The sequence below is a fragment of the Phenylobacterium terrae genome (genome assembly GCF_042681205.1).
Lineage (GTDB): Bacteria > Pseudomonadota > Alphaproteobacteria > Caulobacterales > Caulobacteraceae > Phenylobacterium > Phenylobacterium terrae.
Window position 1 is genome coordinate 2627033 of the sequence record NZ_JBHUEY010000001.1, and the last position, 24817, is coordinate 2651849.

Consider the following 24817-nt stretch of genomic DNA (forward strand, 5'->3'; position numbering starts at 1 on the left):
GCAGTCGACGGAGAAGCCCATGAGCCAGGACGCGCGCCCCACCGTGATGATCACCAGCCCCGGGATGGCGGCGATGGTGGGCCGGCTGGAGGACCACGGCTGGCGGGCGGCCAAGGCCTGGGAGCTCACCGACGAGGAGCGCCAGGCGGTGCGCGCCTCCATCGGGGCCGGCGAGCACGCCATGAAGCCGGAGTTCCTCTCCACCTTGCCGAACCTCGGCCTGATCGCCTGCATCAGCGCCGGCTACGACGGGGTGGACGTGGACTGGTGCCGCCGGCGCGGCATCGCGGTGACCCACGCCAAGGGCGTCAACGCCGAGGACGTGGCCGACCACGCCATCGGCCTGATGATCGCCGGCTGGCGCAACATCGCCCAGGGCGATCGCATCCTGCGGGCCGGCAAGTGGCGCGAGGGCGTCGGCTCTCGGCCGAGCCTGAAGGGCCGCAAGGTGGGCGTCGTGGGGCTCGGCCACATCGGCGTCGCGATCGCCGAGCGCTGCGCCCCGTTCGGCCTGGAGGTGCGCTGGTGGGGGCCCAACCCGAAGCCGCAGGCGAAGTGGGACCGCGCCGAGAGCCTGCTGGCGCTCGCCGAATGGTGCGACATCCTGATGATCGCCTCGGCCGCCAACGCGCAGAACCGCCACATGATCGACCGGGCGGTGATCGAGGCGGTCGGACCGCGGGGCATGATCGTCAACGTCGGCCGCGGCTCGATCATCGACGAGGACGCGCTGATCGCCGCCCTGAAGGACAAGCGCCTGGGCCGGGCCGGCCTCGACGTCTTCGAACAGGAGCCGACGCCGGCTGAGCGCTGGGCCGACGTGCCGGGCACGGTGCTCACGCCGCACGTCGCCGGCGGCACCGTGGAGTCCCTCCCCGCCATGGTCGCCCAGGCCATCGAGAACATCCGGCGACACCTGGCGGGCGAGGAGCTGCTGAGCCCGGTGTGAGCTGCGCCCCCTCCGTCTCGACGCTTACGCGCCGAGCCACCTCCCCCGAAGTCTTCGCTGCAGGGGAGGAGCTTTGCCGTTCCGCTCCTCCCCCGCCGCGCAGACGGCGGGGGAGGGGGACCGCCGAAGGCGGTGGAGGGGGCGCTTTGATCCGCTCCGCGCGTTCACCACGCTTGACTTAATCACATAAAGATATCTTTATATCCGCCATGGCGCTGTCAGCGAACCAGGCCGTGGAGATCTTGCGCGCCGCCGGCGAGCCGACGCGGCTGCGGATCCTTGCGCTGCTCGCCCGCGAGGAGCTGGCGGTGCTCGAGCTGTGCCGCGTGCTGGACCAATCGCAGCCGAGGGTTTCCAGACACTTGAAGCTGCTCGCCGAGGCCGGCCTGGTCGAGCGGTTTCCGGACGGCGCCTGGGTCTTCTACCGTCTCACCACCGAGGGCGAGGCGCGCGAGCTGGTTTCCGAGACCCTGGCCGTGATCGATCCGGCCGACCCCGTGCTGAAGCGCGACGCCGACCAGCTCACCGCCGTCTTCGCCGAGCGCGAGAGCGAGGCGCTGGAGTATTTCGCCCGCAACGCCGCCCGCTGGGACGAGATCCGCTCGCTGTACGTGGCCGAGACCGACGTCGAGGCCGCCATCCTGGAGGCCGCCGGCCCCGGACCCTTCAAGCGGCTGGTGGACTTAGGCTCCGGCACCGGCCGGATGCTGAAGCTGCTGGCCCCGCACGCCGAGAAGGCGCTGGGCCTGGACCTGTCCCAGCAGATGCTCAACATCGCCCGGGCCGAGGCGGCCAGGGCCGGCCTTGAGGTCGAACTGCGCCACGGCGACATCTTCGGCACCCGCCTGCCGTCGGAGTTCGCCGACCTCGTGGTCGTCCACCAGGTGCTGCACTATCTGTCGGACCCCGCCTCGGCCTGCCGCGAGGCGGGCCGGCTGGTGGCGCTGGGCGGGCGGCTGGTCATCGTCGATTTCGCCCCCCACAAGCTCGAGTACCTGCGCGAGGCCCACCAGCACCGCCGCCTGGGCTTCTCCGACCGGGAGATGGAGCGCTGGCTGGCCGAGGCCGGCCTCTCCCGCATCCGCGCCCGCGCCCTGCCGCCGAAAGGCGAGGGCGGGCTCACCGTCAAGATCTGGACCGCCGAACGGGTCCGCCAGCCGCAACGGAGCGCCGCATGACGCCCCAATCCACCGCCCTGGGCCCCGTGGCCCGCGCCGGCGCCCTGGGCGCCCTGGGCGCGCCGCGTCCGAAGGTGTCCTTCGAATTCTCCCCGCCGAAGGGGCCGAAGTCGGAAGCCAGCCTGTGGGAGGCCATCCGCCGGCTCGAGCCGCTGGAGCCGGAGTTCGTCTCGGTGACCTACGGCGCCGGCGGCTCCACGCGCGAGCGCACCCATCGCACGGTGGTGCGCATGCTGCAGGAGACGAGCCTGAAGCCCGCCGCCCACCTGACCTGCGTCGAGGCCAGCCGCGAGGAGGTGGACGAGATCGTCCAGGAGTACTGGGACGCCGGCATCCGCCACATCGTGGCCCTTCGGGGCGACCCGCCCGGCTCGCTGGGCGGCGCCTACACCCCGCCGCCGAACGGCTACGCCAACGCCACCGAGCTGACCCGGGGCATCCGCGCCGTCGCGCCCTTCGAGGTCAGCGTCAGCCTCTACCCGCAGGTCCACCCCGAGAGCCCGTCGATGGACCACGACATCGACGTCCTGAAGGCCAAGGTGGACGCCGGCGCGACCCGGGCGATCACCCAGTTCTTCTTCGACATCGACGCCTTCCTCCGGTTCATGGACAAGGTCCGCAAGGCGGGCGTGCAGCTGCCGGTCTCGCCGGGCATCATGCCGGTGACCAGCTTCGAGGGCCTGAAGAAGATGTCGGCCGCCTCCGGCATCCCGCTGCCGGGCTGGATCGCCGGCCTGTTCGACGGCCTCGACGAGGACCCGGAGACCCGCCGCCTGATCGCCGCCTCGGTGGCCGCCGAGATGTGCACCCGGCTGGCCGAGGAGGGCTACTCCGACTTCCACTTCTACACCCTCAACCGGGCCGACCTCGTCTACGCCATCTGCCGCGTGCTGGGCGTGCGCGAAAGGTCCAAGTCCCCGCAGGAGGCCGCCGCATGAGCCGCGCCCAACGCATCGAAAAACTCAAGGCCGCCGCGAAGGAGCGGATCCTGATCCTCGATGGGGCCTGGGGCGTGATGTTCCAGAAGCGGGGCCTGACCGAGGGCGACTTCCGGGCCGAGCGGTTCAAGGACCACCCGGTGAACCTGAAGGGCAACAACGACATCCTCTGCCTCACCCGGCCGGACATCGTGGGCGAGCTGCACGACGCCTATTTCGCGGCCGGCGCCGACATCTCGGAGACCAACACCTTCTCATCGACCTCGATCGCGCAGGCCGACTACGAGACGCAGGGCGCGGTGCGCGACATCAACCTGGCCGGCGCGCGGATCGCCCGCGAGGTCGCCGACCGCTGGACCGCCAAGGAGCCGGACAAGCCCCGCTTCGTCGCCGGCTCCATCGGGCCGCTGAACGTGATGCTCTCGATGAGCTCGGACGTGAACGACCCAGGCGCGCGCAAGGTGACCTTCGACCAGGTCTACGCCGCCTACCGCGAGCAGGTGCTGGCCCTGCACGAGGGCGGGGTCGATCTGTTCCTGATCGAGACCATCACCGACACCCTGAACTGCAAGGCCGCCATCAAGGCCATCCTCGACCTGGAGGACGAGGGGCTGGAGCCGCTGCCGATCTGGATTTCCGGCACCATCACCGACCGCTCGGGCCGGACGCTGTCGGGCCAGACGGTGGAGGCCTTCTGGAATTCCGTGCGGCACGCCAAGCCCTTCGCCATCGGCCTGAACTGCGCCCTGGGCGCCGACCTGATGCGGCCGCACATCGCCGAGCTCGCCCGGATCGCGGACACCCTGGTCAGCGCCTATCCGAACGCCGGCCTGCCCAACGCCATGGGCGAGTACGACGAGGAGCCGCACGAGACCGGGCACGCGCTGCACGAGTGGGCCGAGCACGGGCTGGTCAACATCCTCGGCGGCTGCTGCGGCACGACCCCCGATCACATCCGCCACGTCGCCGAGGCGGTGAAGGGCCTGAAGCCCCGCCAGCCCGCCGAGCGCGAGAAGGCCATGCGGCTCGCCGGCCTGGAGCCGTTCGAGCTGGCATGAGCGCCCTCAGCGCCGTGGAGACCGAGCAGGTCCGCGAGATCCGCGCGCGCCTGAACCGCGTGCCGAAGGGCCAGCCGGGCGACAAGTCCGTCGGGCCCCTCAGCAAGGGGTTCTTCGACGTGGCCGCCCGGGTCGGCCTGCCGGCCGCGCCGTCGGACGGCGCGCCGCCGGCTCCGGTCGAGGCGATCGCCGCGGCGGCCGAGGCGGACATGGCGGGCCTGGCCCGGCTGGTCGGCCAGCTCGCCGCCTTCCGCAGCGCCTCCCCGGAGAAGTGGCGGCCCTATTTCGACGCCGGCGTGATGCAGGCGATCCTCACCCGCCGGCTCGTGCTCGGCGGCAAAGAGCGCATCTGACGCTATAGAAGCAGCCCCGAATCCGGGGACGAGCGGAGCTTATGAGACCCACCTTCATCAATATCGGCGAGCGGACCAACGTCACCGGCTCGGCGAAATTCCGCAAGCTCGTGGCCGAGGGCGACTATCCCGAGGCGCTCAGCGTCGCCCGCCAGCAGGTGGAGGCGGGCGCGGCGATCATCGACGTCAACATGGACGAGGGCCTGCTGGACTCCGTCCACGCGATGACGACCTTCCTCAACCTGATCGCCGCCGAGCCGGACATTGCCCGCGTGCCGATTATGATCGACTCTTCCAAGTGGGAGGTGATCGAGGCGGGCCTGCGCTGCGTCCAGGGCAAGGCGATCGTCAACTCGATCAGCCTCAAGGAAGGCGAGGAGAAGTTCATCGAGCAGGCGACGGCCTGCCTGCGCTACGGCGCGGCCGTGGTGGTGATGGCCTTCGACGAGCAGGGCCAGGCCGACACCGCCGACCGCAAGGTGGAGATCTGCGAGCGCGCCTACCGGATCCTCGTGGACCAGGTGGGCTTCCCGCCGGAAGACATCATCTTCGACCCCAACATCTTTGCGGTCGCGACCGGCATCGAGGAGCACGACAACTACGCCGTCGACTTCATCGAGGCGACGCGGCGGATCAAGCAGATGCTGCCGCACGCCCGCGTCTCGGGCGGGGTCTCGAACGTCTCCTTCAGCTTCCGCGGCAACGAGCCGGTCCGCCGGGCGATCCACTCGGTCTTCCTCTACCACGCCATCGCGGCGGGCATGGACATGGGCATCGTCAACGCCGGCGACCTGCCGGTCTACGACGACATCGAGCCGGAGCTGCGCGAGGCCGTCGAGGACGTCATCCTCAACCGCAAGCGCGAGGGGATCTCGCCGACCGAGCGGCTGGTGGAGCTGGCCCCGAAGTACAAGGGCGGCAAGGGCCAGGCCAAGGGCCCGGACCTCACCTGGCGCCAGGGCTCGGTCGCCGAGCGGCTGAAGCACGCCCTGGTGCACGGCGTCACCGACTACATCGACGAGGACGTCGAGGAGGCGCGCCAGGCGGCGACCCGCCCGCTGGACGTCATCGAAGGCCCGCTGATGGACGGCATGAACGTCGTCGGCGACCTGTTCGGCTCCGGCAAGATGTTCCTGCCCCAGGTGGTCAAGTCCGCCAGGGTGATGAAGCAGGCCGTCGCCTACCTGATGCCGTTCATGGAGGCCGAGAAGGAGGGCAAGCCCCGCGAGAGCGCCGGCAAGATCCTGATGGCGACCGTGAAGGGCGACGTCCATGACATCGGCAAGAACATCGTCGGCGTCGTGCTGCAGTGTAACAACTACGAGGTCATCGACCTCGGCGTCATGGTCCCGGCTGACAGGATCCTCGACACCGCGATCGCCGAGAAGGTGCACATGGTCGGCCTCTCCGGCCTGATCACCCCCTCCCTCGACGAGATGGTGTTCGTGGCTTCCGAGATGGAGCGGCGCGGTTTCGACATCCCGCTGCTGATCGGCGGCGCCACCACCTCCAAGACCCACACGGCGGTGAAGATCGCCCCGGCCTACCCGTCGGGCTCGACGACCTATGTGCTGGACGCCAGCCGCGCCGTCGGCGTCGTCTCCGGCCTGATGGGCCCGGAGCGGGGCCGGCTCGAAGCCGAGACCCGCGCCGACTACGCCAAGGTGCGCGAGCAGTTCGCCCGTGGGCAGGGCAACCGCGTCCGCGCCAGCCTGGCCGAGGCCCGCGACAACGCCTTCACGCCGGACTGGGCGGCCTACGATCCGCCCAAGCCCACCTTCACCGGCGTGCGCGCCTTCGCCCCCTACGACCTGGCCGAGCTCGTCCGCCACATCGACTGGACGCCCTTCTTCGCCAGCTGGGAGCTGGTCGGCCGCTATCCGGACATCCTTGACGACGACGTCGTCGGCGAGGCGGCCCGCAGCCTCTTCGCCGACGCCCAGTCGATGCTGCAGCGGATCGTCGGCGAGCAGTGGTTCGAGGCCCGCGGCGTCGTCGGCTTCTGGCCCGCCAACGCCGACGGCGACGACATCGTCGTCTATGCGGACGAGAGCCGCACGAAGGAGCTCGCCCGCCTCCACACCCTGCGCCAGCAGATGAGCAAGGGCGAGGGCGGGAGAGCCAACGTCGCCCTCGCCGACTTCATCGGCCCGGTCGGGACCAAGCCCGACTGGATCGGCGGCTTCGCGGTGACCGCCGGCCACGGCGAGCTGGAGATCGCCAAGAAGTTCAAGGACGCCGGCGACGACTATTCGGCGATCCTGTCGACCGCGCTGGCCGACCGCCTGGCCGAAGCCTTCGCCGAGGCGCTGCACCGGCGGGTGCGGACGGAGCTCTGGGCCTACGCCCCCGACGAGCCGTTCGACCTCTCGGCCATGATCGCCGAGACCTACCGCGGCATCCGCCCGGCCCCCGGCTACCCGGCCCAGCCCGACCACACCGAGAAGTCCACCCTGTTCCGGCTGCTGGACGCCACCGCCCACACCGGCATCGAGCTCACCGAGAGCCTGGCCATGAACCCGCCGGCCTCGGTGTCCGGCCTCTACTTCGCCCACCCCGAGGCCCACTATTTCGGCGTCGGCCGCATCGAACGCGACCAGGTCTCCGACTACGCCCGCCGCAAGGGCTGGGACGTGAAGACCGCCGAACGCTGGCTCGCCCCGATCCTCAACTACGACCCGATGGCGGTGAAGGAGCCGGCGTAGCCCTGAACCTCTCCCCGCTTGCGGGGAGAGGGTAGGGTGAGGGGGCCCGGAGCGCGAGCGACGGGCCTCCGGCGTCTGGGCTGCAGAGAGGCCGGGCCTCCCTAACCCAACCCTCTCCCTCCGCATGCGGAGGGAGAGGTCTAGGAGACTAGGCCGCCGGTTGCTCGTCGGCAGCCGGCTCGGCGGGGGCTTCGGGCGCAGCCACGTCCTCGGCGGGAGCTTCGGCCGGCGCGGCGTCTTGCGCCGCGGAGTCTTCGGCAGGCGCTTCCTCGACGGCGGCTTCCTCTTCGCCCCCGACGCGGAACGCCGTGCCCATCAGCTTGGCGCGCTTTTCCAGCTCCACCGCCGTGCTCTCGCAGCGGGCGGGCAGCGCCCAGCTCATCCATTCCTGGGCGACGCGGGCCTTGGGCAGGTTGGGGGCGGCGGCCCAGACGCCGCGGCCCTTCTTCACCGCCTCGGCGCCGACGGCGTTGAGCGGGCGCAGGGAGGCCTTCTCGGCCGCTTCCATGGCGGCGGCGAACAGCTTCATCTGCCGGCGGCCGTCGCGCTGCATGTCGGAATAGACCTTGAGGTCCTCCTCGAGCGTGCGGCCCGGCGCACGGAAGCTGCTCTCGATGCGGGTGACCTCCGGCATGACGGTATCGTGCAGTTCGAGGTAGCCGCCGAGCGCGCCGTAGCACCAGGCGACGAGGCCGTAGTCGTCCTGCGGCGCGCCCGGCGGGATCCTGGAGGCGGCCGCCTCGGGCTCGCCGGGGCCGGCGCCGCCCACGCTCTGGGCGGGCGCATCGTCGGCCAGGAACAGGGCCAGGGCCAGGAACAGTGCAGACTTCACGCAGGTACCCCCAGGGATCTCGTCAAGGCGGCGGGCCGAACCCGCCGCCGCCGGGCGTTTCGATCTCGACCGCTTCGCCGGGCGCCACCTCGATGGAGAAGCACCCTGGCAGCTGTCTTACCGCGCCTGACGGGGCGATCAATCGCTGAGCGCCGGCCAGGCCCGGGCCGCCGCCGGCCACGCCCTGCGGCGGATGCTCGCGCCGGGTGGAGAGCAGGGCCGCGGACATCGGCTCGAGGAAGCGGATCCGCCGCCTGGCGCCGTCGCCGCCGGGATGGGCGCCGGCGCCGCCCGAGCCTTTTCGCACCTCGAAGACCTCGACGCGCACCGGGAAGCGCCGCTCCAGGATCTCGGGGTCGGTCAGCCGCGAGTTGGTCATGTGGGTGTGGACGGCGCTGGCGCCCGGGCCGTTCGCGGTCGCCCCGGCCCCGCCGCAGATGGTCTCGTAGTACTGGCGGGCCGCGTCGCCGAAGGTGAAGTTGTTCATCGTCCCCTGGGCGTTCGCCATCACGCCGAGCGCGGCGTAGAGGGCGTCCACCACGTGCTGGCTGGTCTCGACGTTGCCGGCCACCACCGCGGCCGGAGGGTCGGGGTCGAGCATCGAGCCCTTGCGGGTGAGGATCCTCAGCGGCTTCAGGCAGCCGGAGTTCAGCGGGATGTCGTCGTCCACCAGGGTGCGGAAGACGTAGAGGGCCGCCGCGTCGACGATCGCCGAGGGGGCGTTGAAGTTGGACGGCAGCTGGCCGGCGCTCTCGGTGAAGTCGAGCACGGCCTCGCCCGCCGCGGCGTCGACCCTGGTGCGGACCACGACCTCGCCGCCGCCGTCCATCGGCGCGCGGGCGGCGCCGTCGGAGAGCCGGTGCAGGGCCCGGCGCACCGCGGCCTCGGCGTTCTCCTGCACGAAGACCATGTAGCGGGCGACGACCTCGCGGCCGTAGAGGGCGATCATCTCGGCGACGGCCGCCGCGCCGGCCTGGCAGGCGGCGATCTGGGCCTTCAGGTCGGCGATGTTGCGGTCGGGCGCTCTCGCCGGCCACTGGCCCGAGGCGAGGGCGGCGCGGGTCTCGGCCTCCAGGAACTCGCCGCCCCTCATGATCGGCAGGGCGTCCAGCAGCACGCCCTCCTCGTCGATGGCCTTGGAGAAGGGCGGCATCGAACCGGGCTGCACCCCGCCCACGTCCGCATGGTGGCCGCGGGCGGCGACGTAGAAGGCCGGCGTCTCCTCCCCCGAAGCGAAGACTTCGGGGGCGGGGGACCGCGAAGCGGTGGAGGGGGCGCGCGCCCCCTCCGTCTCGGCGCTTGCGCGCCGATCCACCTCCCCCGTCGTCTCTGCGACGGGGGAGGAGCTTTGCAGGAACACCGGCATCACCACGGTGATGTCCGGCAGGTGGGTGCCGCCGGCGTACGGATTGTTGAGCGCGAAGGCCTCGCCGGGCTTCAGGTCCGGGTGTCGGTCGCGGACGGCGCGGACACTGGCCCCCATGGAGCCCAGGTGCACCGGCATGTGCGGCGCGTTGGCCACCAGGCCGCCGTCCACGTCGAACAGGGCGCAGGAGAAGTCGAGCCGCTCCTTGATGTTCACCGAGTGGGCGGTCCGCTCCAGAGCCGCGCCCATGGCCTCGGCCACGCCCATGAAGCGGCGGTTGAACAGCTCGAGCGTCACCGGGTCGGGCCGGTCGAGGGCCACCTGCGTGCGCGCCGCGGCGCCTTCACGGGCAAGGCGGATCAGGCCGTCGGCGCTCGCTCGGGCGCGCCAACCGGGGAGGACGGCGATCTGGGTGTCGGGGCGGACGATGAGGGCGGGACCTGAGATTTCCGTCAGCTCGCTCGCGGCGACGACCGGCGCCACGCGCCATTCGCCGCGCGCGAACATCCGCACCTTTCCACCGCTCACCCCGGCGAAAGCCGGCGCCCATGCTGAGCTGGCGGACGCGCCGCTCGGATCCCGACTTCCGTCGGGATGAGCGGTGGAGGGGGAGACGGCCTCCGCTTCCACACTGGCGATCAGCACGGTGCGGGCTGGCTCGATGAAGCCGAACAGGCGCCGGTGGGCGGCCTCGAAGGCCGCGCGGACCCCGGCGAGGGGGCCCTCCGGGACCGGCAGCTCGGCGTCGGCGCCGTCGTAGCGCAGGCGAAGGATGCGGCGGACCTCGCCGGGGCGGCCGCCCTGGGCGGCGAGGGCTTCGCGGGCGTCCTGCTCGACAGCGTCCAGACCCTCGCGGGCGCGGGCGAGGCCGGCCGCGTCCAGCGGCGCCTCGAGGCCCGCGAGCCGCAGGGCCGCCACCTGGGCCTGGCCGATGCCCCAGGCGGAGAGCACGCTGGCGTGCCGGGGGCACAGCACCTCGGAGATGCCCAGCGCCTCGGCGACCTCGCAGGTCACCTGGCCGGCCGCGCCGCCGAAGGCCACGAGGGCGTGGTCGCGGGGGTCGAAGCCGCGCTCGGTGGAGATGCGCCGCACCGCCTGGGCCATCTGCTCCACGGCCACGGCGACGAAGCCCTCCGCCGCCGCCTCGGGGCTGTCGGCGCCCATGGCCTGCGCGAGTTCTGCGAGCCGGGCGCGGGCTGCGGCGGGATCGAGCGGCGCGTCGCCCTTGGGCCCGAAGACGCTCGGGAAGAAGGCCGGCTCCAGCCGCCCCAGCACCAGGTTGGCGTCGGTGACGGTGGCCGGGCCGCCGCGCCCGTACGCCGCTGGCCCGGGGTCGGCGCCCGCAGAGTGCGGGCCGGCCCGGGCGCGCATGCCGTCAAGGGTCAGAATCGAGCCGCCGCCGGCCGCCACCGTCTCCACGTCCAGCATCGGGCTGCGCACCCGCACCCCGGCGATCCGCGCCTGGTCCTTGCGCTCCAGCGCGCCGGCGAAGCGGGCGACATCGGTGCTGGTGCCGCCCATGTCGAAGCCGAGCACGGCCTCGGCGCCCGCGGTCTCTGCGGTGCGGGCGACGCCCACCACCCCGCCGGCCGGGCCGGAGACCAGCGCGTCGCGGCCGCGGAAGGCCTCTGCCTTCACCAGCGCCCCGGCCGAGGTCATGAAGTAGAGCGGGGCCCCGCCGACGGCGCCGGCCACCTTGCGCACATAGGCCTGCAGGATCGGCGTGAGGTAGGCGTCGGCGACCGTGGTCTCGGCCCGCGGCACATAGCGGGGCAGGGGCGAGACCTCATGGCTCAGGGCGACGAATTCGAACCCCGCGGCGCGAGCGATCTCGCCCGCCGCGCGTTCGTGGTCCGGGTCGAGGTCGGAATGAAGGAAGGCGATCGCGGCGGACGTGAACCCCTCGGCGCGGGCCTCGGCCAGGTCGCGGGCCAGGGCGTCGCGATCCAGCGGGCGGACCTGGCTTCCGTCGGCCGCCAGACGCTCATCGGCCTCCACAACGCCGGCGTACAGCGGCTCGGGCCGGCGGATGTCGAGCGCGAAGAGGTGCGGGCGGGCCTGGTCGCCGATCAGCAGGGCGTCGCGGAAGCCTGCGGTGGCCACCAGCAGGGTCTTGGCTCCCCGCCGCTCCAGCAGGGCGTTGGTGGCGACCGTGGTGCCCATCTTGATCGCCTCGACCATTTCAGCCGGGAAGGGCGCGCCGGGCCCGGCGCCCAGCACCCGCCGCATGGCCTCGACGGCGGCGTCCTCGTAGGCCGGGGAGGCCGACAGGAGCTTCAGCGAGACTTCCTCGCCCTCGGGGGAGAGGCCGATGACGTCGGTGAAGGTGCCGCCGCGGTCGATCCAGAAGTTCCAGCGCCTGTCCAAAGCTTAACCTTTCCGGCGCTCAAATGGCGTTGTCATGCCCGCGCCAGGTCCTTAAGGGTTCGCATACTCGCATGAGCTTTTGGCGCAACATTGCGGGGCTGGCGGTGCGCCGTTCCGTTGACGACGCCGAATGCCCCGACTGTCCGGCGGGCCTGCCCGGCGAGGATCCTGCGTTCACGACCGCGGTCACCGCGCTCGGCGCCAAGCTCGCCAAGGCCGACGGCCGCGCCGACGTGGACGAGTTCGAGCGGTTCTCGGAGGTCTTCCAGTCCGAGCCCGGCTCGGAGCGCAACGTGCGCCGGCTCTTTCAACTCGCCCGCCAGACCACCCATGGGTTCGAAAGCTACGCCAGGCGCCTGGCCAAGCGCTACCGCGGCTGTCCGCAACTGCTGGAGGACGTGGTCGACGGCCTGTTCCATATCGCCGCATCGGACGGCGCCGTGTCCGACGACGAGCTGGCCTACATCGGCCGGGTGGCGGAGATCTTCGGCTTCTCGCCGCTGGTGTTCCGGCGGCTGAAGGCCACCCATTTGGGGTCCGACGCGGACGATCCCTACACCGTCCTCGACGTGCCGCACGACGCCAGCGACGAGGCGATCCGCGCGGTCTGGAAGAAGATGCTGTCGGAGGCCCACCCCGACCGGGCCCGCGCCCGCGGCCTGCCGAGCGAATTCATCGAGGTGGCCGAGGCCAAATCGGCGGCCATCAACGCCGCTTTCGACGCCATCATGCGCGAGCGGCGCCAGATTGCGCTCGTCGGAGCGGCTTGATGACGCCGCAATCGCATCATTTCGTGAGCGTGAGTTGACCGGCGGGATCGCCGGGCCGACATTTTCGTTGAGCCGGAAGAGCCCGGCTGTGAGGAGACGATGGACAGGTTGACCGCTGGCAAGCCGCGCTCGGTCCTGCGCACCCTGGCGATGGTGGGCGGCGCCCTCGCCACCGCCGCCGCCGTGACGGTGGGCGCGGTCCTGGCCGTGTTCTTCGCCGCCACCGTGGTGGTGATCGCGGTGATGTCCAGCTTCCTGCTGATGTTCGCCGGCGCAGCCCTGCGCGCCCGCCGCACCGCCCGGGCCCGGGCGAGCGGCGCAGGCGGCGTCATCGAAGCCCGCAACGTCGGCGGCCACCACTGGGTCGCCTACGGCTGGAACGAGCGGGCGTAAGGCCCTTTCCTCTCCCGCTACGCGGGAAAGGAGGATCAATGCCCTTTAGGCGTCACGCCTGGGGGCGGGTAGGGGCGCAGCTCGTAGAAGCCGGCGAGGCGGACGGTGACGGTCACCGGCCGGCCCTCCAGGTTGCGGAAGTACCAGCCGTGGAAGCCCTCCATGGGCGCGGTGAACGCGCCGCTCAGGCCTCTCGCCGGTTCGCCCTTGAGCGGATCTGTGGTGCGATAGGTCATCACCTGGATGCGCGGGCTGGGCAGAGTCTCGCCGTGGAAGTCGGAGTAGACCTCGCCGTCCGACGTCCAGGCGTAGACGAAGGCCTGACCCGGGACCATCCAGACCTTCCGCTCGGTGTCCGAGCCCTCCTGGCCGCCGGTCTCGAGCCGGATGGTGAGGGTGTCGGAACGCCACGGCCTCGCCGCGTCGATCGTCACCGCGCCGGCGCGCTTCGGCGGCGCGACCGCCACCTCGCGGCTGGCGCCCATGCGGGTGAGGCCGGTGAGCCGGCCGAAGCCGGTCGGATCGACGCCGTACTCGGCCGGCAGCACCACGAACGTCGTGACCAGGCTCGCCCCCGCCAGGGCGGCGAGCGTCCAGCCCAGCAGGCGCTTGCGCGAGGGCGCGTCGCTCATGCGCTCCTCTCGAGCACATAGCCGGCGAGCTGCACCTGGGTGAGCAGGAAGCCGGCCGCCATCAGCAGCACGTTGGCGAGGACGGCCTGGCGGGGGAAGGCCGCGCTGGAGCGCCACCAGCCCATCAGCGCCAGGATCATGCCGAGCGCCAGGAACTGCCCCAGCTCCACGCCCACGTTGAACGCCGCGAGGTTGGCCACGAGGCCGTCGTCCGAGAGCTTCAGGTCCTGCAGCTTGGTGGCCAGGCCGAAGCCGTGGGCGAGGCCGAAGGCGGCCACCATGGCGCGGGTGTCGGGGCTGGCGCCGAACCAGGCCTTGAAGGCGCCGAGGTTGTCGAGCGCCTTGTAGACGACGGACAGCCCGATCGCCGCGTCCACCAGGAACGGGTCGGCGTGGACGCCGCCGAGCACGCCGGCCAGCAGGGTCGCGCTGTGGCCCAGGCTGAACAGGGTGACGTACAGCGCCACGTCCCGCAGCCGGTAGAGGAAGAAGACCACCCCCACCAGGAAGGCCAGGTGGTCGTAGCCGGTCACCATGTGCTTGGCGCCAAGGTAGAGGAAAGCGGCGATCTGCGGCCCCGGATTGGCCTCGATGAAGGCCGCATCGCCGCTCCCGACGCCGTGGGCGAGAGCCGGGCCCGCCAGGACCAGCGCCGCCAGCAGGACCAGGGGAGCGGCGCGGGGCAGGAGCCTAGTCCTTCTCGGTCGCGTCGGGTTTGGTCAGCATCTCCAGGATCTCCTGGCGCATCTGCTGGACCTGGCCGTCGGCCTGGGCCGCCTGGGCGAGGAAGTCGTCGCGCGTCGTCGCGCGGTAGTTGCAGCCGGCGTACATCACCGGGTCCGGCGGCGCCTCGTCCGGGAGGAGGGCCGCGAGGCCCGAGCCGAGTTCGAACACCGAGAACATCGGCCCGGCGCCGTCGTCGCCCATGAACAGGAAGTGCTGCTCGGCGACGCGCATCGGCGCCCGCTCCAGCTCGAGCTCGGCCGCCAGCGCCTGCGCCTCCGCGCGCGGCAGCGGCGCCACGATCCAGTCCTGCACGAGGCCGATCTCGCGCACCTGCCGACCGTGGAAGTCGACGGGCTCGGCCAGCTCGTAGCCGTAGTAGCCGAGCGGGCGGTCTTCCCGCTTGGACTCGACCAGGTACTTCGGCCAGTCCTCCGTGAACAAGGCGCTCCCGAGCGCCAGGTAGCCCTGCTCGAAGGTGCAGGCGAGGATGCCCGGCAGTTCCTCCCGGGCGGGCACAGGATCGGCCGAGGCGCTCCTGGCCCAGAAGGCGGCGGTCAGGGCGATGGCGCTGGCGAGCTTACGCATGGGCAAGCTCAAAACACGGCCAAGCTTTGGCTGTCCAGCGCCTATCGCTCTGGTAGTGCGCCCTAGAGCAGGAAGTCGCCCGCCCCGAGCCGGGCGGCCGAGACCTGGAAGCTGAAGTCGGCCTGGCCGTCGCCGTCGACATCGCCGGAGACGATCTGCAGGGCGCCGTCCCGCACCGCCCGCAGCTGGCCGGCGGCCGTGAAGGCGTCCGAGCCGATGAAGGCGAACGCCTGGTCGCCGGCAAGGTCGGTCTGCGCGTCGATGGCCGACAGGTCGATGCGGTCGGGCTGCCGGAAGTCGGCGATCCAGTCACGGCCGGCCGGATCGAAGTCGGCCAGGGTTTCGAACACGAAGCGGTCGCCGCCGGCGCCGCCCAGCAGGGTGTCGGCGCCCGAGCCGCCCACCAGCCGGTCGTCGGCGCTGTCGCCCACCAGCCGGTCGTCGCCCAGGCCGCCTGACAGGGTGTCGGCGCCCGAGCCGCCCTCCAGCGTGTCGCGCCCGCGCCCGCCGTCGAGGCTGTCGTCGCCGGACTCGCCCAGGAGCTGGTCGTCGCCGCGGCCGCCGGAGACGGTGTCGACGCCGGAGCCGCCGAAGAGGCTGTCGTTCCCCCAGCCGCCGGCCAGCGAATCCACGCCGGCGCCGCCGCCCAGCCGAAGGTCCTCGACCGCGATGCTCAGCAGGGCCACCACCGGATCGTGGTCGGTGGGCCCGGTCGAGAACTCGGCGTTCCGATGCACGGCGTCGAACAGGGCGCCGTCGGCCAGCGAGGCCGAGACCAGGATGTTGTCGAACGGCTGAGCGTTGCCCTCGAAGAGGTAGGAGTAGCGCTCGGCTTCCGGCAGGGTCTCGTAGAGGTTGGCGAGGAAGCCGCCCGCCTGCAGCGTTTCAAGGCTCTCTTCGAAGTAGTATCCGTTGAAGTCGCCGAGCGCGACGATGTTGGCCGCCGGGTCCGCCGCGGCCACGGCCTCGAGGTAGCTGCGCAGGGCCGCGGCTTGCGCGATGCGGGCCGCCTCGCCGGCGTTGGAGGGCGGCTGCTGGGCGCCGAACAGCGGATCGCTGCCGCCGCGCGAGGTGAAGTGGACGTTGGCGGCGGTCACCACCTCGTCGTTGAACACGAAGTCCGCCACCAGCGGGCGGCGGCTGCCGGCGTAGGCGGCATCCTCCACCAGCCGGGCCGAGCCGTCCACGTAGTCGACCCGCTCGGGGTTGTAGAGGAAGCCGTTGCGGATGTTGCCGCCGCCTTCGCCGCCGGTCTGGCCGGGGGCGGAGGGGGCGACCTCGACGTAGACGTAGCGGGGCCCGCCGGCGGCCACGATGGCTTCGATCAGGCGCTGGGCCGTGGCCGCGCCGGAGAGGTCCGGACCCGTGCCCGGGCCGTCGGCGTCCTGCACCTCCTGCACGCCGATGATGTCCGGGGCGTTGAGGGCCCCGACGATGTCGGCCGCGAACTGTTCGAAGCGCACGGCGCTCTCGGCGGCGTCGAGGTTCTCCAGGTTGTAGCTGGCGATGGACAGCTGGTCGCGGTCGCCGGCCAGGCTCGTGGTCTCCCGGGCCAGGGTGAAGTCGTTTACGGGGACCACCGGGGCGGTGACCAGCACCTCGTAGGAGCCGAAGGCGTAGCTGACGATGCCCGTCACGTCGCCCAGCTGGTCGCCCTGGCTGTGGCCGGGCGTGTAGCCGGCGAACAGGCCGGCATCGTCGTCGAGCTGGATCTTCTCCGGATTGAAGTCGCCGTCCGACAGCGTGATCCCGCCGCGGGCGTTCTCGCCGGTCGCCCCGGCGCCGCCGGAGGCGATGACGTAGGTCTCGCCGAAGTCGTTGGTGTTGCTGACCGCCTGGGCGCCCTCGATGCGCACGACCATGCCTTCCAGCGACTCGTAGAAGTCGATGCCGTCGCTGGCCGGCTGGTATTGGGTCAGGCCGTCGTCGTCGATCACCTCGGTCGGCGGCGTCCGGCCGCCGGCGCCGATCACGGTGGCGGCCACCGAGCCCGTGCCGATCGCAGTCACAGTGGGCGAGATGATCTCGGTGATGGTCAGGTTGTCGGCGCCGTCCGCGCCGCCGGGCCGGAACTCGTCCACGACGCCTTCCACGCGCACGAGCGCGCCGACCACGGCCGAGGCGGGGGGAGCCCCGCCGGTGAAGACGAACACGGCGTCCGAGGTGGCCGCATCGCCGTCGCCCGTCGCGTCCTGGATGTAGAAGCCGTTGGTGTCGACGGCGGTCACCACGCCTTCGGTGATCACCTTGAAGCCGTCGTAGGCCGACAGGTGGCCGGCGCCCTGGATCTCGTAGATTTTCAGCGGAATCGCCGGGCCCTCGGTGACGAAATCCAGCTGGCCGGGCGTCAGGCCCGCGAAGGCGTTGCCGGCCTGGTCGGTGACCACCCCTGGGGCCATGGTCACCTCGTAGGTCCGCGCCGTCAGCAACGGCGCCGTCGGGTTGATGGTCATCGTGCCGCCGACGAAGGAGACCTGGGTCGCGTCGTTGACCGCGATGGTGCGCACGTCGCCCATGCCGTCGGAGATGACGATGTCGCCGGTCCCGGCCTTCACCACCTCGGTGAAGCGGACGACGATGTTGCTGGTCGGCGCGACGTTGATCGCCCCGTCGTCCGGGTCGGAGAAGTCGGCGGGCGCGAGCAGCGGGCCCGCCGTGTCGGGGCCCGTCCCGTCGGAGACGCTGACGATGGAGATGTCGTCGATCCCGACCCATTCGTCGGAGCCGCTGGCGTCGGTGGTCAGCACCCGGATCTGCACCAGGCCCTGGCCGTTCACCGCCGCCGGCAGGGCGACGCTGATCGGAATGGCGCCGCCGGCGACCGACGGGCCGCTGGTGGCGTCGGCTACGTAGCCGGCCGGCAGGTTGGTCCAGGGGCCGGTCTCGCCGACGCGGTACTGGACCGCGATCTGCTGGACCGCATTGTCGCCCGACCCGTCGATGTCGCGAACGCTCGCCGAGAACACCAGGTCCTTGCGCCCCGTGGCGTCGAGGTGGAAGACCAGGCTCGGGACGTCGGCCGTGCCGGAGCCCTGCAGGGCCACGGTCGGATTGGCGATGTGGAACTCGGCGACGCCGCCGTTGGTGATGGCGGTGTTGGTCTGGTTGGCGATCACGTCGACCGCGCCGAGCGCCTCGCCGGTGAGGGTCTGGGCGTTGCGCGGCGTCGAGCCGGGCGGATTGGTGTCGCCGAGATAGCCCATGACGCTGTCCACGGCTGACCAGTCGTCGTTCACCGTGATGCGGCCGGTGTCGGTCCAGTCCTCGACGAAGTCCGAGCTCGCCAGCGAATGGTACTTGATGGACATGGGCCCCAGCCTCTCCCGACCGCGCCCCCGCGGCGCGAGCCCCGCTGGTAGAGGCCGTTTGCGACGCCCGCGTTAAGGCTCCTCCTCCGCGTCAAAGCGCCCGCTGGCGGCTTGCCGCCCCGGGGCGCCGCCTCTACGGTCGCGCCGCAGTGGTTTTGAGGAGGAGACGGGCATGATCGCGCTGGTGGCGACGCTGAAGATCCAAGAGGGCAAGAACGCCGAGTTCGAGGCGGTCTTCCGCGAACTCTCGCAGCAGGTGCGGGCCAACGAGCCCGGCAACGTCCTCTACCAGCTGACCCGCACGTCGGATCCGAACACCTACAAGGTGCTGGAGATCTACAAGGACGAAGCCGCCACCGCCGCCCACCGCGACGCCGAGCACTTCAAGGCCGCGGGCCCCAAGCTCGGCGCCGTGCTCGCCGGCCGGCCGGAGATCGAGCGCCTGACGACGGTGGATTAGGGGGCTGCAGACCTCTCCCCGCAAGGCGGGGAGAGGGTAGGGTGAGGGGGCCCGACGCGTAGGGAAGGCCTCAGGCGGCGGTGTCGCGCCACCGCTGGAGGCCTCCCGCACCCAACCCTCTCCCTCCACAGGCGGAGGGAGAGGTCATTGCGCGAAATTCAGCTTCAGCCCCGGCCTGGGCCAGCGGGCCTTCACGAGCTTGCCGGTGGCCGAGAGGGTGATCCAGGCGTCGCGCATGTCGGCGCCGCCGAAGCAGATGTTGGTCACCACCAGGTCGGGGAAGGCGACGTGCTCGGTCGACCCGTCCGGGTCGAAGGCGGTGATCCCGCCGTTGATGATGGTGGCGACGCAGACCTTGCCGCCGGCCTCCACGGCCAGGCTGTCGAGCAGCTGGTAGCCGGGCAGGTTGCAGACCACCCGGCCGGGGCCGAACCCTTCGGGCGGCTTCAGCTTTCCGGGTTCGGCGATGTCGAAGGCCCAGAGCCGTCCGAGCGTCGTGTCGGCCATGTAGACCACGGTCTCGTCCGGCGACAGGCCCACGCCGTTGGGCGAGACGAAGTGGTCGCGCTGGCGGCTGATCGACGAGCCGTCGGGCCGGGCGTAGTAGAGCGCGCCGAACTTGCGCCCCTCCGGCGTGCCGCAGCCGTGGTCGGTGAACCAGAAACCGCCGGTCCTGTCGAAGACCAGGTCATTCGGGCCGACCAGCCGCTTGCCGTCGCAGGCCTCGTAGAGGGTCTCGAGCTTGCCGCTCGCCAGGTCGAGGCGCTGGATGGAGCCGCCCTTGTGGGTGGCCGGCGTCGGGCCCGGGATGGTCAGCCCGTTGTTCTCCAGCCACTCGAACGAGCCGCCGTTGTTGGTGATGTAGATGGCGCCGTCCGGGCCGATCGCCGCCCCGTTGGGCCCGCCGCCGGTCTCGCAGACGGTCTCCCTGCGCCCGTCGGAGAAGATGCGCGTCAGCCGCCGGCCCTTGATCTCGGTGAGGATCACCGAGCCGTCCGCCATGGCGATCGGCCCCTCCGGAAACTCCAGCCCCTCCGCGACGACCTCGAACTCCATCGGCCCGTTCCTCCCTTGTCGTTGGGAGTCGACTAACCGCCTCTCTTCGCGGAAGACAATCTTTGGCTTGTGCGGCGGGGCTGGCCGCTAGGGCAGCAGCCAGCCCGAGCCTTGATTCCAGGTCGCCAGCGAGACGTCCACGAGGACGATCCTTGCGCCGCCGGCGAGGGTCAGCTCCACGTCCGAGACCGTCTCGTTCCCGGCCAGATGGACGGCGGCCGTGGCGACGATGGACTGTCCGCCGAGGCTGATCTTGTCGCCGGCGCCCAGGTCCAGGATCCGGTCCTCGTCCCAGGCGGGGCCGGGCGTGAAGCGGAACACGTCGGCCCCATCGCCGCCTTCCAGGTTGTCGTAGCCCACGCCGCCTACCAGGGTGTCCTTCCCGGCGCCGCCGCGCAGCGTGTCATCGCCGTCGCGGCCCTCCAGCAGGTTGTTTCCACCGTTGCCGACGATCTCGTTGTCCTTGGCGTTGCCCTTCCCGGTCAGGGCCGATGCGCCGGTCAGCGTGAGGTCCTCGATGTCCGGAGCCGAGGCGAGATCGAACGTGACCGAGGATTCGACCCGATCGCGCCCGCCCCCCGTCATGGCGCTGATCATCCCGGTCGCCGGGTCGTAAGCCTCTGAGAAGTTCTCCCAGGCGAGCGTCAGGATCTGGATGATCTCGGGCCCGCTCAGGCCGCTGAAGGCCGACCCGCCCGGAAGATCGAGATCGTGGTTCCGGGTGATCTCCAGGTAGATCTCGCCGTTCACGTTCGGCATGCCGTAGAAGTCGGCGGCCAGGGCGACGTCCATGAAGGTGAACTGCATGCCGTCGGCCTGGTCCACTTCCAGGATGCGGTCCCCGGCGTTGTCGACGACGTAGACGTCCGAGCCGGCGCCCCCGTCGAGGCTGTCCGCCCCGGCGCCGCCGATCAGGCGATCGTCGCCGCCGCCGGACGCAATGCTGTCGTCGCCGGCGCCGCCGTCCACGACGAACGACATCCCGCTCGCCGTTATGGTGTCGTTTCCGCCCTCCCCATCGACGGCCACGGGCGCGGCCGGCGGAGGCCCTATGGGCCGCAGGTCGATGATCAGCTTGTCGTTGAACCGGCTCCCGCTGATCGTGCCCAGACGGGAGAGCGACGCCTGGTCCATGTCGAAGGCGAACGACAGGGCGCCTGGCCCTCTGGCTTCGAAGGCGACGTCGAGCGGGCGGGCCCGGGCGTCGATGATGAGGCGCTCGACGTGGCTTGGAAGGGCGCCGTCGATGACGAGTTGCGCCTGCTGGCCGCCCAGCCGCAGCGCATCGAAACCGCCGTCCGCCTGCTCCAGGATCGAGTCCTCGTCGATCCTGCCGTTGGCGAGGAAATAGACGTCGTCGCCCTCGCCGCCCGCAAGCGTGTCCCGCCCGAGGCCGCCGTCGAGAGAGTCGTCGCCGTTCCCGCCCGACAGCGAGTCGTCGCCCTGCTGGCCGAGAAGGGTGTCGTCGCCGTCGCCGCCGAGGAGGCGGTCGTTTCCGACGCCGCCGTCGATGGAGTCGGCGCCCGTTCCCCCGCCGATCGAGTCGTTCCCCGCCTGCCCCTCGAGAGTGTCCTCGCCGGAGCCGCCCTGCAGGCTGTCGCTGCCCGCGCCGCCTGCGACGCTGTCGTGACCGGCCCCCGCATCGAGGCGGTCGTCGCCCGTCTGCCCGTGCAGGGTGTCGGAAAACCGGCTGCCCTGGATCGACTCGGCCTTGGCGCTCCCGCTGATCCTCTCGCCCAGGCCGGAGAGGAAATCCTCTTCGATCGCCTTCAACGTCGGCACGAAGCTCTCGTCGTGCCCCTCCAGTCGACCGAGGATCTCTCCGGTGACTCCGTCGATGACGATGTAGGTGGGGAAGACCTCGATCCGCGCCCCGGTCATCAAGTTGATGTAGAGGCTGAGATCGCCGTTGGCGGTCAGCACCGGGGTGGTGAGGTCGAACCTCTCACGCCAGGCGTGCGCGTCGGAGGTGCGGGCCATCCCGACTTCGTTGTTCTGCAGCAGCATCTCGACGACGGTGAAGCCGTCGCCGAGTTCGGCCGCGATGGCCGGAAGCTGAGCGGCGAACTGGAAGCACGGAGGGCACCACTCACCGGCCAGCGAGAGCACGAGGAGCCCCTCGGTCATTCCGAGCAGCGACTTGGAGGCTCCGAACGAGTCGACGAAGGTCAGGTTCGGTACGAACTCGCCGACCTCGTCGTATGCGCCCGCTTCCGTCGTGAGGTTCAAGGGCGGCACGGTCGCCGCAGGAAGGTCGATCCCTCCGCCCAGGGCCGCCTCGAGCGACGCCGGATCGATGACGGCTTGGAAGCCGGTGAGGTCGCTCACGTAGGGGACGAGCTGCAGGTCCGTGGCGGTGGGCCGATAGAAGGCCACCGGCGTGTCGCCGCCCCAGTAGTCGCCGAACGTCTGGCCGGTCTGCTGCAGGTAGGCCGTCCGGAACTCCCAGAGCGCCAGCCCCGCAGGGGTGGGCTGTAGGTCCCAGTCGGTGAGGGGACCCTCCAGGCCGACAACGCGGACGCCGGAGGCGACGCCGCCCTGGCTGACGGCTTGCAGCTCGACCTCGCGCGCACTGCCGAGGGAGACGATGACGACGTCGATCGCCCGGCCCGCCGCAGCGGCCGCGGCCTTCAGGGCGTTGGCCTGGAAGATCGCAGCCTGGGCCTCTGACGTCAGTCCGCTGCTGCTGTCGATGGGCCGATTGATCAGGAAGGCGACGGTCTCTGCGGACCCGAACAGATCCGCCGGATCGCCATTCGCCTGCACCAGCGGCAGATGCGCCAGGGCGTCGATCAACATCTTGCTCCCTCCAGTTTCGGCCGCGCCAAAGCGCGCCGCTCCGCTCGTTCTCAGCGGGCCCTCGAACGCCTAGTCGCCAATTGTTGTGGGAGTTTTTGAAATGTGGCCGCCGCCGCCTCAGCTGGGCGCGACGCTCCGACGGCCCGCCCGAAGGTAGCCGAGTTCCTCCGGGATATCGCACCAAAGCTCGTCGGAAACGATCCCTGGGCCGAAGCGACGGATCATCCAGGTGAGCGGCCCTCGCATGAGGTTCGCCGCGTGCTCGGGGCGGACGAAGCGGCGGGCGAAACGGAAGCAGAGGAGGGCGAGCAGATGCCGCGCCTCGCCAGGCGTCGCACGGTCCACAAGCGGCGCCAGGTTCCGGGCCAGGCCGTCACCGTCGTCGGCCGGCAGGAAGGCCAGCGCGTACCGGGGCAGGTCGGGGGGCGCGATCTCCTGCAGGCGACGGTACACCGCCTCCACGCCCGCCCTGTCGTCGGCCGCGATGAGCGCCGCCGCCTTCAGCACCAGGATGTAGGTCTCGAAGGTCGAGCCGCGTTCGCAGAGCAGGAGACCCTCGTCGTACAGCCGGACGGCTTCAGCGAGGTCGCCGCGGGAAGCGCTGATCTCGGCCAGCATCGGGAACGAGGCGGCGAAGGCTGCGCTGGAGGCGAACGCGGCGGTCGCCAGCTGCTCGGCGAGTTCCTGATGCCCGCGATTGGTGTTGAGCAGGAGCTTGGCGCAGGCGAGCGCCAGCACCGGATCCTGCCCCACCCGCTCGTAGGCGCTCAGCACCAGTGACTCGATCTCGCATTCGACGGCCTCCACCGTTCGGCGGTTGAGCGGCCTGGCGCTCGGCCTGACGATCATGGTTCCGAGAAGCTGCATCGCCCGCAGCACGGGCAGGGACGGGTCGTGCGGCGTCCTCGCCTCGAGCTCTGCGATCATGGCCGCATTGCGCTCCCAGATGTGGCCGGGCGGATCCAGGACCTCCGACGCCTCATGGAGACGTATGTGCAGCGGCGGCGATGTCGGGCGGACCGGCGCATGCGGCCTGAGGACGAGGTGCCGCCACATCGCCTCGGTCAGGGTGTCGGCCAGGGCGGCAGCATCCGGCGCCGGCGAGTTGTCGGTCTCGAAACTGGTTCGAAGGGGCGACAGGACCTCGGCCGTGCGGGCGTCGCGAAGCACCAGGGCCACATGCGTGCGCTCTCCGATGCGGTGTGCGGTCACCTCGAGTTCGAAGCGGTGGGCGCCCTCCCGTCCGCCGTCGCTGGAGACGTACACCCGACCGGTTCTGCCGAGCCGGTCCTCGATGGCCCGCTGAAGTCGGTCCAGGAGCCGGGCGACAGGTTCCGGGCCGTCCGCGAGCGGCGCTATCGCGAGAATCGCGTCGCAGCGGGGCGCATCGCCTGTGGCGGCCACCCAGAGGTAGCCTTCCCCGTACTGGGTGGAGATGAAGCGCCGTCGAGCCGCGGTGTCGCCGAGCTTGGCCCGCAGGCGGTTGATGGTGAAGTCCACGTTGCGGTCGGAGCCGCGGGAGCCCAGCGCGGTCAGAAGTTCGTCGCGGGAGAACAGCCGCCCAGGGTGCGCGGCCATCCGCACCAGCAGGGCGCGCTCCTGGCGGGTGAAACGGATCGACGTGCCGTCCGGGGCCCTCGCAGTCAGGAAGGCCTCGTCGAACTCGAGGTTGTTGAACCGCAGGCCCTTCATCGCGGGCTGTCGTCGCCCCCACGCTCGCTCTGCGCGAGGCTATCGCCGCGGCGAGCAACGTCCAGCGCTTTCGCGCGAAACGTGCGCGGACCAGGTGGGCCGAGGCGGAGTCAGCGCCGCTCCAGCACCTTCAGGACGAAGGGGTGCTCGTCGTCGGGCCCCGCGGGGTGGGCCTCCTCGCGGACCACCGTCCAGGCGCTCTCGTCGAACGGGGTCAGGTGCACGTCGCCTTCCACCTCGGCCAGCACCTCCGTCAGGTAGATGCGCCGCGCGCGGGGCAGGGCGAGGGCGAAGAGGGAGGCGCCGCCGATCACGCAGACTTCCTCGGCGCCGTCCTCCTCGGCCTGTTCGCGGGCGATCTGCACGGCTTCGGAGAAGTCCTCGCAGGGGATGGCGCCCTTCGGCTGGAACGAGCCGTCGCGGGAGAGGACGATGTTGGTCCGCCTTGGCAGCGGCTTCAGCGGCAGGCTCTCCCAGGTCTTGCGGCCCATGATCACCGGCTTGCCGAGGGTCAGCGCCTTGAAGCTCTGCATGTCGGTCTTCAGCCGCCAGGGCAGGCCGCCGCCCTTGCCGATGACGCCGTTGCGGTCGCGGGCGATCGGGCCCGCCGTGAGGATGACCTTGGACATGCCCCGCCTTCTAGCCAGCCG

Annotated in this window: 19 protein-coding genes; 9 read left to right on the forward strand and 10 right to left on the reverse strand. The window is 71.2% G+C overall.

Annotated elements, in window-relative coordinates:
- The first annotated feature begins 19 nt into the window (after positions 1-19).
- The 6 genes from ACFSC0_RS13130 to metH all read left to right on the forward strand — a co-directional run bounded on the left by ACFSC0_RS13130 (position 20) and on the right by metH (position 7181).
- Positions 20-949, forward strand: coding sequence for a 2-hydroxyacid dehydrogenase (locus tag ACFSC0_RS13130; protein WP_377283707.1), 930 nt, complete (start codon positions 20-22; stop codon positions 947-949).
- 209 nt (positions 950-1158) lie between these two features.
- The gene (locus tag ACFSC0_RS13135) at positions 1159-2127 is read left to right on the forward strand and encodes an ArsR/SmtB family transcription factor (RefSeq protein ID WP_377283706.1); all 969 of its coding nucleotides are present in this window, start codon (positions 1159-1161) and stop codon (positions 2125-2127) included.
- A complete protein-coding gene (gene metF, locus ACFSC0_RS13140; RefSeq protein WP_377283705.1) occupies positions 2124-3065 on the forward strand; it encodes a methylenetetrahydrofolate reductase [NAD(P)H] in 942 nt (313 codons plus the stop codon). The genes ACFSC0_RS13135 and metF overlap by 4 nt, the downstream gene beginning before the upstream one ends.
- The gene (locus ACFSC0_RS13145) at positions 3062-4123 is read left to right on the forward strand and encodes a homocysteine S-methyltransferase family protein (RefSeq protein ID WP_377283704.1); all 1062 of its coding nucleotides are present in this window, start codon (positions 3062-3064) and stop codon (positions 4121-4123) included. The genes metF and ACFSC0_RS13145 overlap by 4 nt, the downstream gene beginning before the upstream one ends.
- The gene (locus tag ACFSC0_RS13150) at positions 4120-4476 is read left to right on the forward strand and encodes a hypothetical protein (RefSeq protein ID WP_377283703.1); all 357 of its coding nucleotides are present in this window, start codon (positions 4120-4122) and stop codon (positions 4474-4476) included. Before ACFSC0_RS13145 ends, ACFSC0_RS13150 begins: the two co-directional genes overlap by 4 nt.
- Before the next feature lie 41 nt (positions 4477-4517).
- Positions 4518-7181: a methionine synthase gene (gene metH, locus ACFSC0_RS13155; protein WP_377283702.1), complete on the forward strand. Its 2664-nt coding sequence runs from the start codon at positions 4518-4520 to the stop codon at positions 7179-7181.
- A gap of 148 nt (positions 7182-7329) precedes the next feature.
- Here metH and ACFSC0_RS13160 read toward each other — a convergent pair whose 3' ends face one another.
- Together ACFSC0_RS13160 and ACFSC0_RS13165 are read right to left on the reverse strand one after the other, a co-directional pair.
- The gene (locus ACFSC0_RS13160; RefSeq protein WP_377283701.1) at positions 7330-8013 is read right to left on the reverse strand and encodes a hypothetical protein; all 684 of its coding nucleotides are present in this window, start codon (positions 8011-8013) and stop codon (positions 7330-7332) included.
- Between the two features lie 22 nt (positions 8014-8035).
- Complete coding sequence (locus tag ACFSC0_RS13165; RefSeq protein WP_377283700.1) at positions 8036-11746, reverse strand: hydantoinase B/oxoprolinase family protein; 3711 nt, start codon at positions 11744-11746, stop codon at positions 8036-8038.
- Between the two features lie 71 nt (positions 11747-11817).
- On the opposite strand from ACFSC0_RS13165, the gene ACFSC0_RS13170 reads away from it, so the two are divergent.
- Complete coding sequence (locus tag ACFSC0_RS13170; protein ID WP_377283699.1) at positions 11818-12516, forward strand: TerB family tellurite resistance protein; 699 nt, start codon at positions 11818-11820, stop codon at positions 12514-12516.
- Between the two features lie 99 nt (positions 12517-12615).
- Positions 12616-12909, forward strand: coding sequence for a hypothetical protein (locus tag ACFSC0_RS13175; RefSeq protein ID WP_377283698.1), 294 nt, complete (start codon positions 12616-12618; stop codon positions 12907-12909).
- Between the two features lie 35 nt (positions 12910-12944).
- Here ACFSC0_RS13175 and ACFSC0_RS13180 read toward each other — a convergent pair whose 3' ends face one another.
- From ACFSC0_RS13180 to ACFSC0_RS13195, 4 genes are all read right to left on the reverse strand, one after another.
- Positions 12945-13541 carry a hypothetical protein gene (locus tag ACFSC0_RS13180; protein ID WP_377283697.1) on the reverse strand — a complete coding sequence of 199 codons (597 nt, stop codon included), beginning with the start codon at positions 13539-13541 and terminating at the stop codon, positions 12945-12947.
- Positions 13538-14227 (reverse strand): HupE/UreJ family protein, encoded by a 690-nt coding sequence (locus tag ACFSC0_RS13185; protein ID WP_377283963.1) that lies wholly within the window; start codon positions 14225-14227, stop codon positions 13538-13540. The genes ACFSC0_RS13180 and ACFSC0_RS13185 overlap by 4 nt, the downstream gene beginning before the upstream one ends.
- Before the next feature lie 4 nt (positions 14228-14231).
- Complete coding sequence (locus ACFSC0_RS13190; protein WP_377283696.1) at positions 14232-14852, reverse strand: hypothetical protein; 621 nt, start codon at positions 14850-14852, stop codon at positions 14232-14234.
- A gap of 62 nt (positions 14853-14914) precedes the next feature.
- Complete coding sequence (locus ACFSC0_RS13195; protein ID WP_377283695.1) at positions 14915-18160, reverse strand: Ig-like domain-containing protein; 3246 nt, start codon at positions 18158-18160, stop codon at positions 14915-14917.
- Positions 18161-18332: 172 nt separating this feature from the next.
- Between ACFSC0_RS13195 and ACFSC0_RS13200 the strand changes: the two genes are divergently transcribed.
- Positions 18333-18620 (forward strand): putative quinol monooxygenase, encoded by a 288-nt coding sequence (locus tag ACFSC0_RS13200; RefSeq protein WP_377283694.1) that lies wholly within the window; start codon positions 18333-18335, stop codon positions 18618-18620.
- A 144-nt stretch (positions 18621-18764) separates the two neighbouring features.
- Here the strand turns inward: ACFSC0_RS13200 and ACFSC0_RS13205 are convergent, their stop codons facing one another.
- From ACFSC0_RS13205 to ACFSC0_RS13220, 4 genes are all read right to left on the reverse strand, one after another.
- Positions 18765-19676, reverse strand: coding sequence for an SMP-30/gluconolactonase/LRE family protein (locus tag ACFSC0_RS13205; protein WP_377283693.1), 912 nt, complete (start codon positions 19674-19676; stop codon positions 18765-18767).
- Positions 19677-19763: 87 nt separating this feature from the next.
- Positions 19764-22475: a hypothetical protein gene (locus tag ACFSC0_RS13210; protein WP_377283692.1), complete on the reverse strand. Its 2712-nt coding sequence runs from the start codon at positions 22473-22475 to the stop codon at positions 19764-19766.
- Between the two features lie 117 nt (positions 22476-22592).
- The gene (locus ACFSC0_RS13215; RefSeq protein WP_377283691.1) at positions 22593-24167 is read right to left on the reverse strand and encodes a winged helix-turn-helix domain-containing protein; all 1575 of its coding nucleotides are present in this window, start codon (positions 24165-24167) and stop codon (positions 22593-22595) included.
- 110 nt (positions 24168-24277) lie between these two features.
- On the reverse strand, positions 24278-24796 hold the full coding sequence (locus ACFSC0_RS13220) for a dihydrofolate reductase (RefSeq protein ID WP_377283690.1): 519 nt from the start codon (positions 24794-24796) through the stop codon (positions 24278-24280).
- Between the last annotated feature and the right edge of the window lie 21 nt (positions 24797-24817).

Excerpts from the sequence above, each read along its gene's own strand:
- ACFSC0_RS13150 (WP_377283703.1), top strand. The coding sequence starts at position 4,120 with ATGAGCGCCCTCAGCGCCGTGGAGACCGAGCAGGTCCGCGAGATCCGC.
- ACFSC0_RS13200 (WP_377283694.1), top strand. The coding sequence starts at position 18,333 with ATGATCGCGCTGGTGGCGACGCTGAAGATCCAAGAGGGCAAGAACGCC.
- ACFSC0_RS13180 (WP_377283697.1), bottom strand. The coding sequence starts at position 13,541 with ATGAGCGACGCGCCCTCGCGCAAGCGCCTGCTGGGCTGGACGCTCGCC.
- ACFSC0_RS13145 (WP_377283704.1), top strand. The coding sequence starts at position 3,062 with ATGAGCCGCGCCCAACGCATCGAAAAACTCAAGGCCGCCGCGAAGGAG.
- ACFSC0_RS13210 (WP_377283692.1), bottom strand. The coding sequence starts at position 22,475 with ATGTTGATCGACGCCCTGGCGCATCTGCCGCTGGTGCAGGCGAATGGC.
- ACFSC0_RS13135 (WP_377283706.1), top strand. The coding sequence starts at position 1,159 with ATGGCGCTGTCAGCGAACCAGGCCGTGGAGATCTTGCGCGCCGCCGGC.
- metF (WP_377283705.1), top strand. The coding sequence starts at position 2,124 with ATGACGCCCCAATCCACCGCCCTGGGCCCCGTGGCCCGCGCCGGCGCC.
- ACFSC0_RS13190 (WP_377283696.1), bottom strand. The coding sequence starts at position 14,852 with ATGCGTAAGCTCGCCAGCGCCATCGCCCTGACCGCCGCCTTCTGGGCC.
- ACFSC0_RS13220 (WP_377283690.1), bottom strand. The coding sequence starts at position 24,796 with ATGTCCAAGGTCATCCTCACGGCGGGCCCGATCGCCCGCGACCGCAAC.
- ACFSC0_RS13215 (WP_377283691.1), bottom strand. The coding sequence starts at position 24,167 with ATGAAGGGCCTGCGGTTCAACAACCTCGAGTTCGACGAGGCCTTCCTG.
- ACFSC0_RS13205 (WP_377283693.1), bottom strand. The coding sequence starts at position 19,676 with ATGGAGTTCGAGGTCGTCGCGGAGGGGCTGGAGTTTCCGGAGGGGCCG.
- metH (WP_377283702.1), top strand. The coding sequence starts at position 4,518 with ATGAGACCCACCTTCATCAATATCGGCGAGCGGACCAACGTCACCGGC.
- ACFSC0_RS13195 (WP_377283695.1), bottom strand. The coding sequence starts at position 18,160 with ATGTCCATCAAGTACCATTCGCTGGCGAGCTCGGACTTCGTCGAGGAC.
- ACFSC0_RS13130 (WP_377283707.1), top strand. The coding sequence starts at position 20 with ATGAGCCAGGACGCGCGCCCCACCGTGATGATCACCAGCCCCGGGATG.
- ACFSC0_RS13170 (WP_377283699.1), top strand. The coding sequence starts at position 11,818 with ATGAGCTTTTGGCGCAACATTGCGGGGCTGGCGGTGCGCCGTTCCGTT.
- ACFSC0_RS13175 (WP_377283698.1), top strand. The coding sequence starts at position 12,616 with ATGGACAGGTTGACCGCTGGCAAGCCGCGCTCGGTCCTGCGCACCCTG.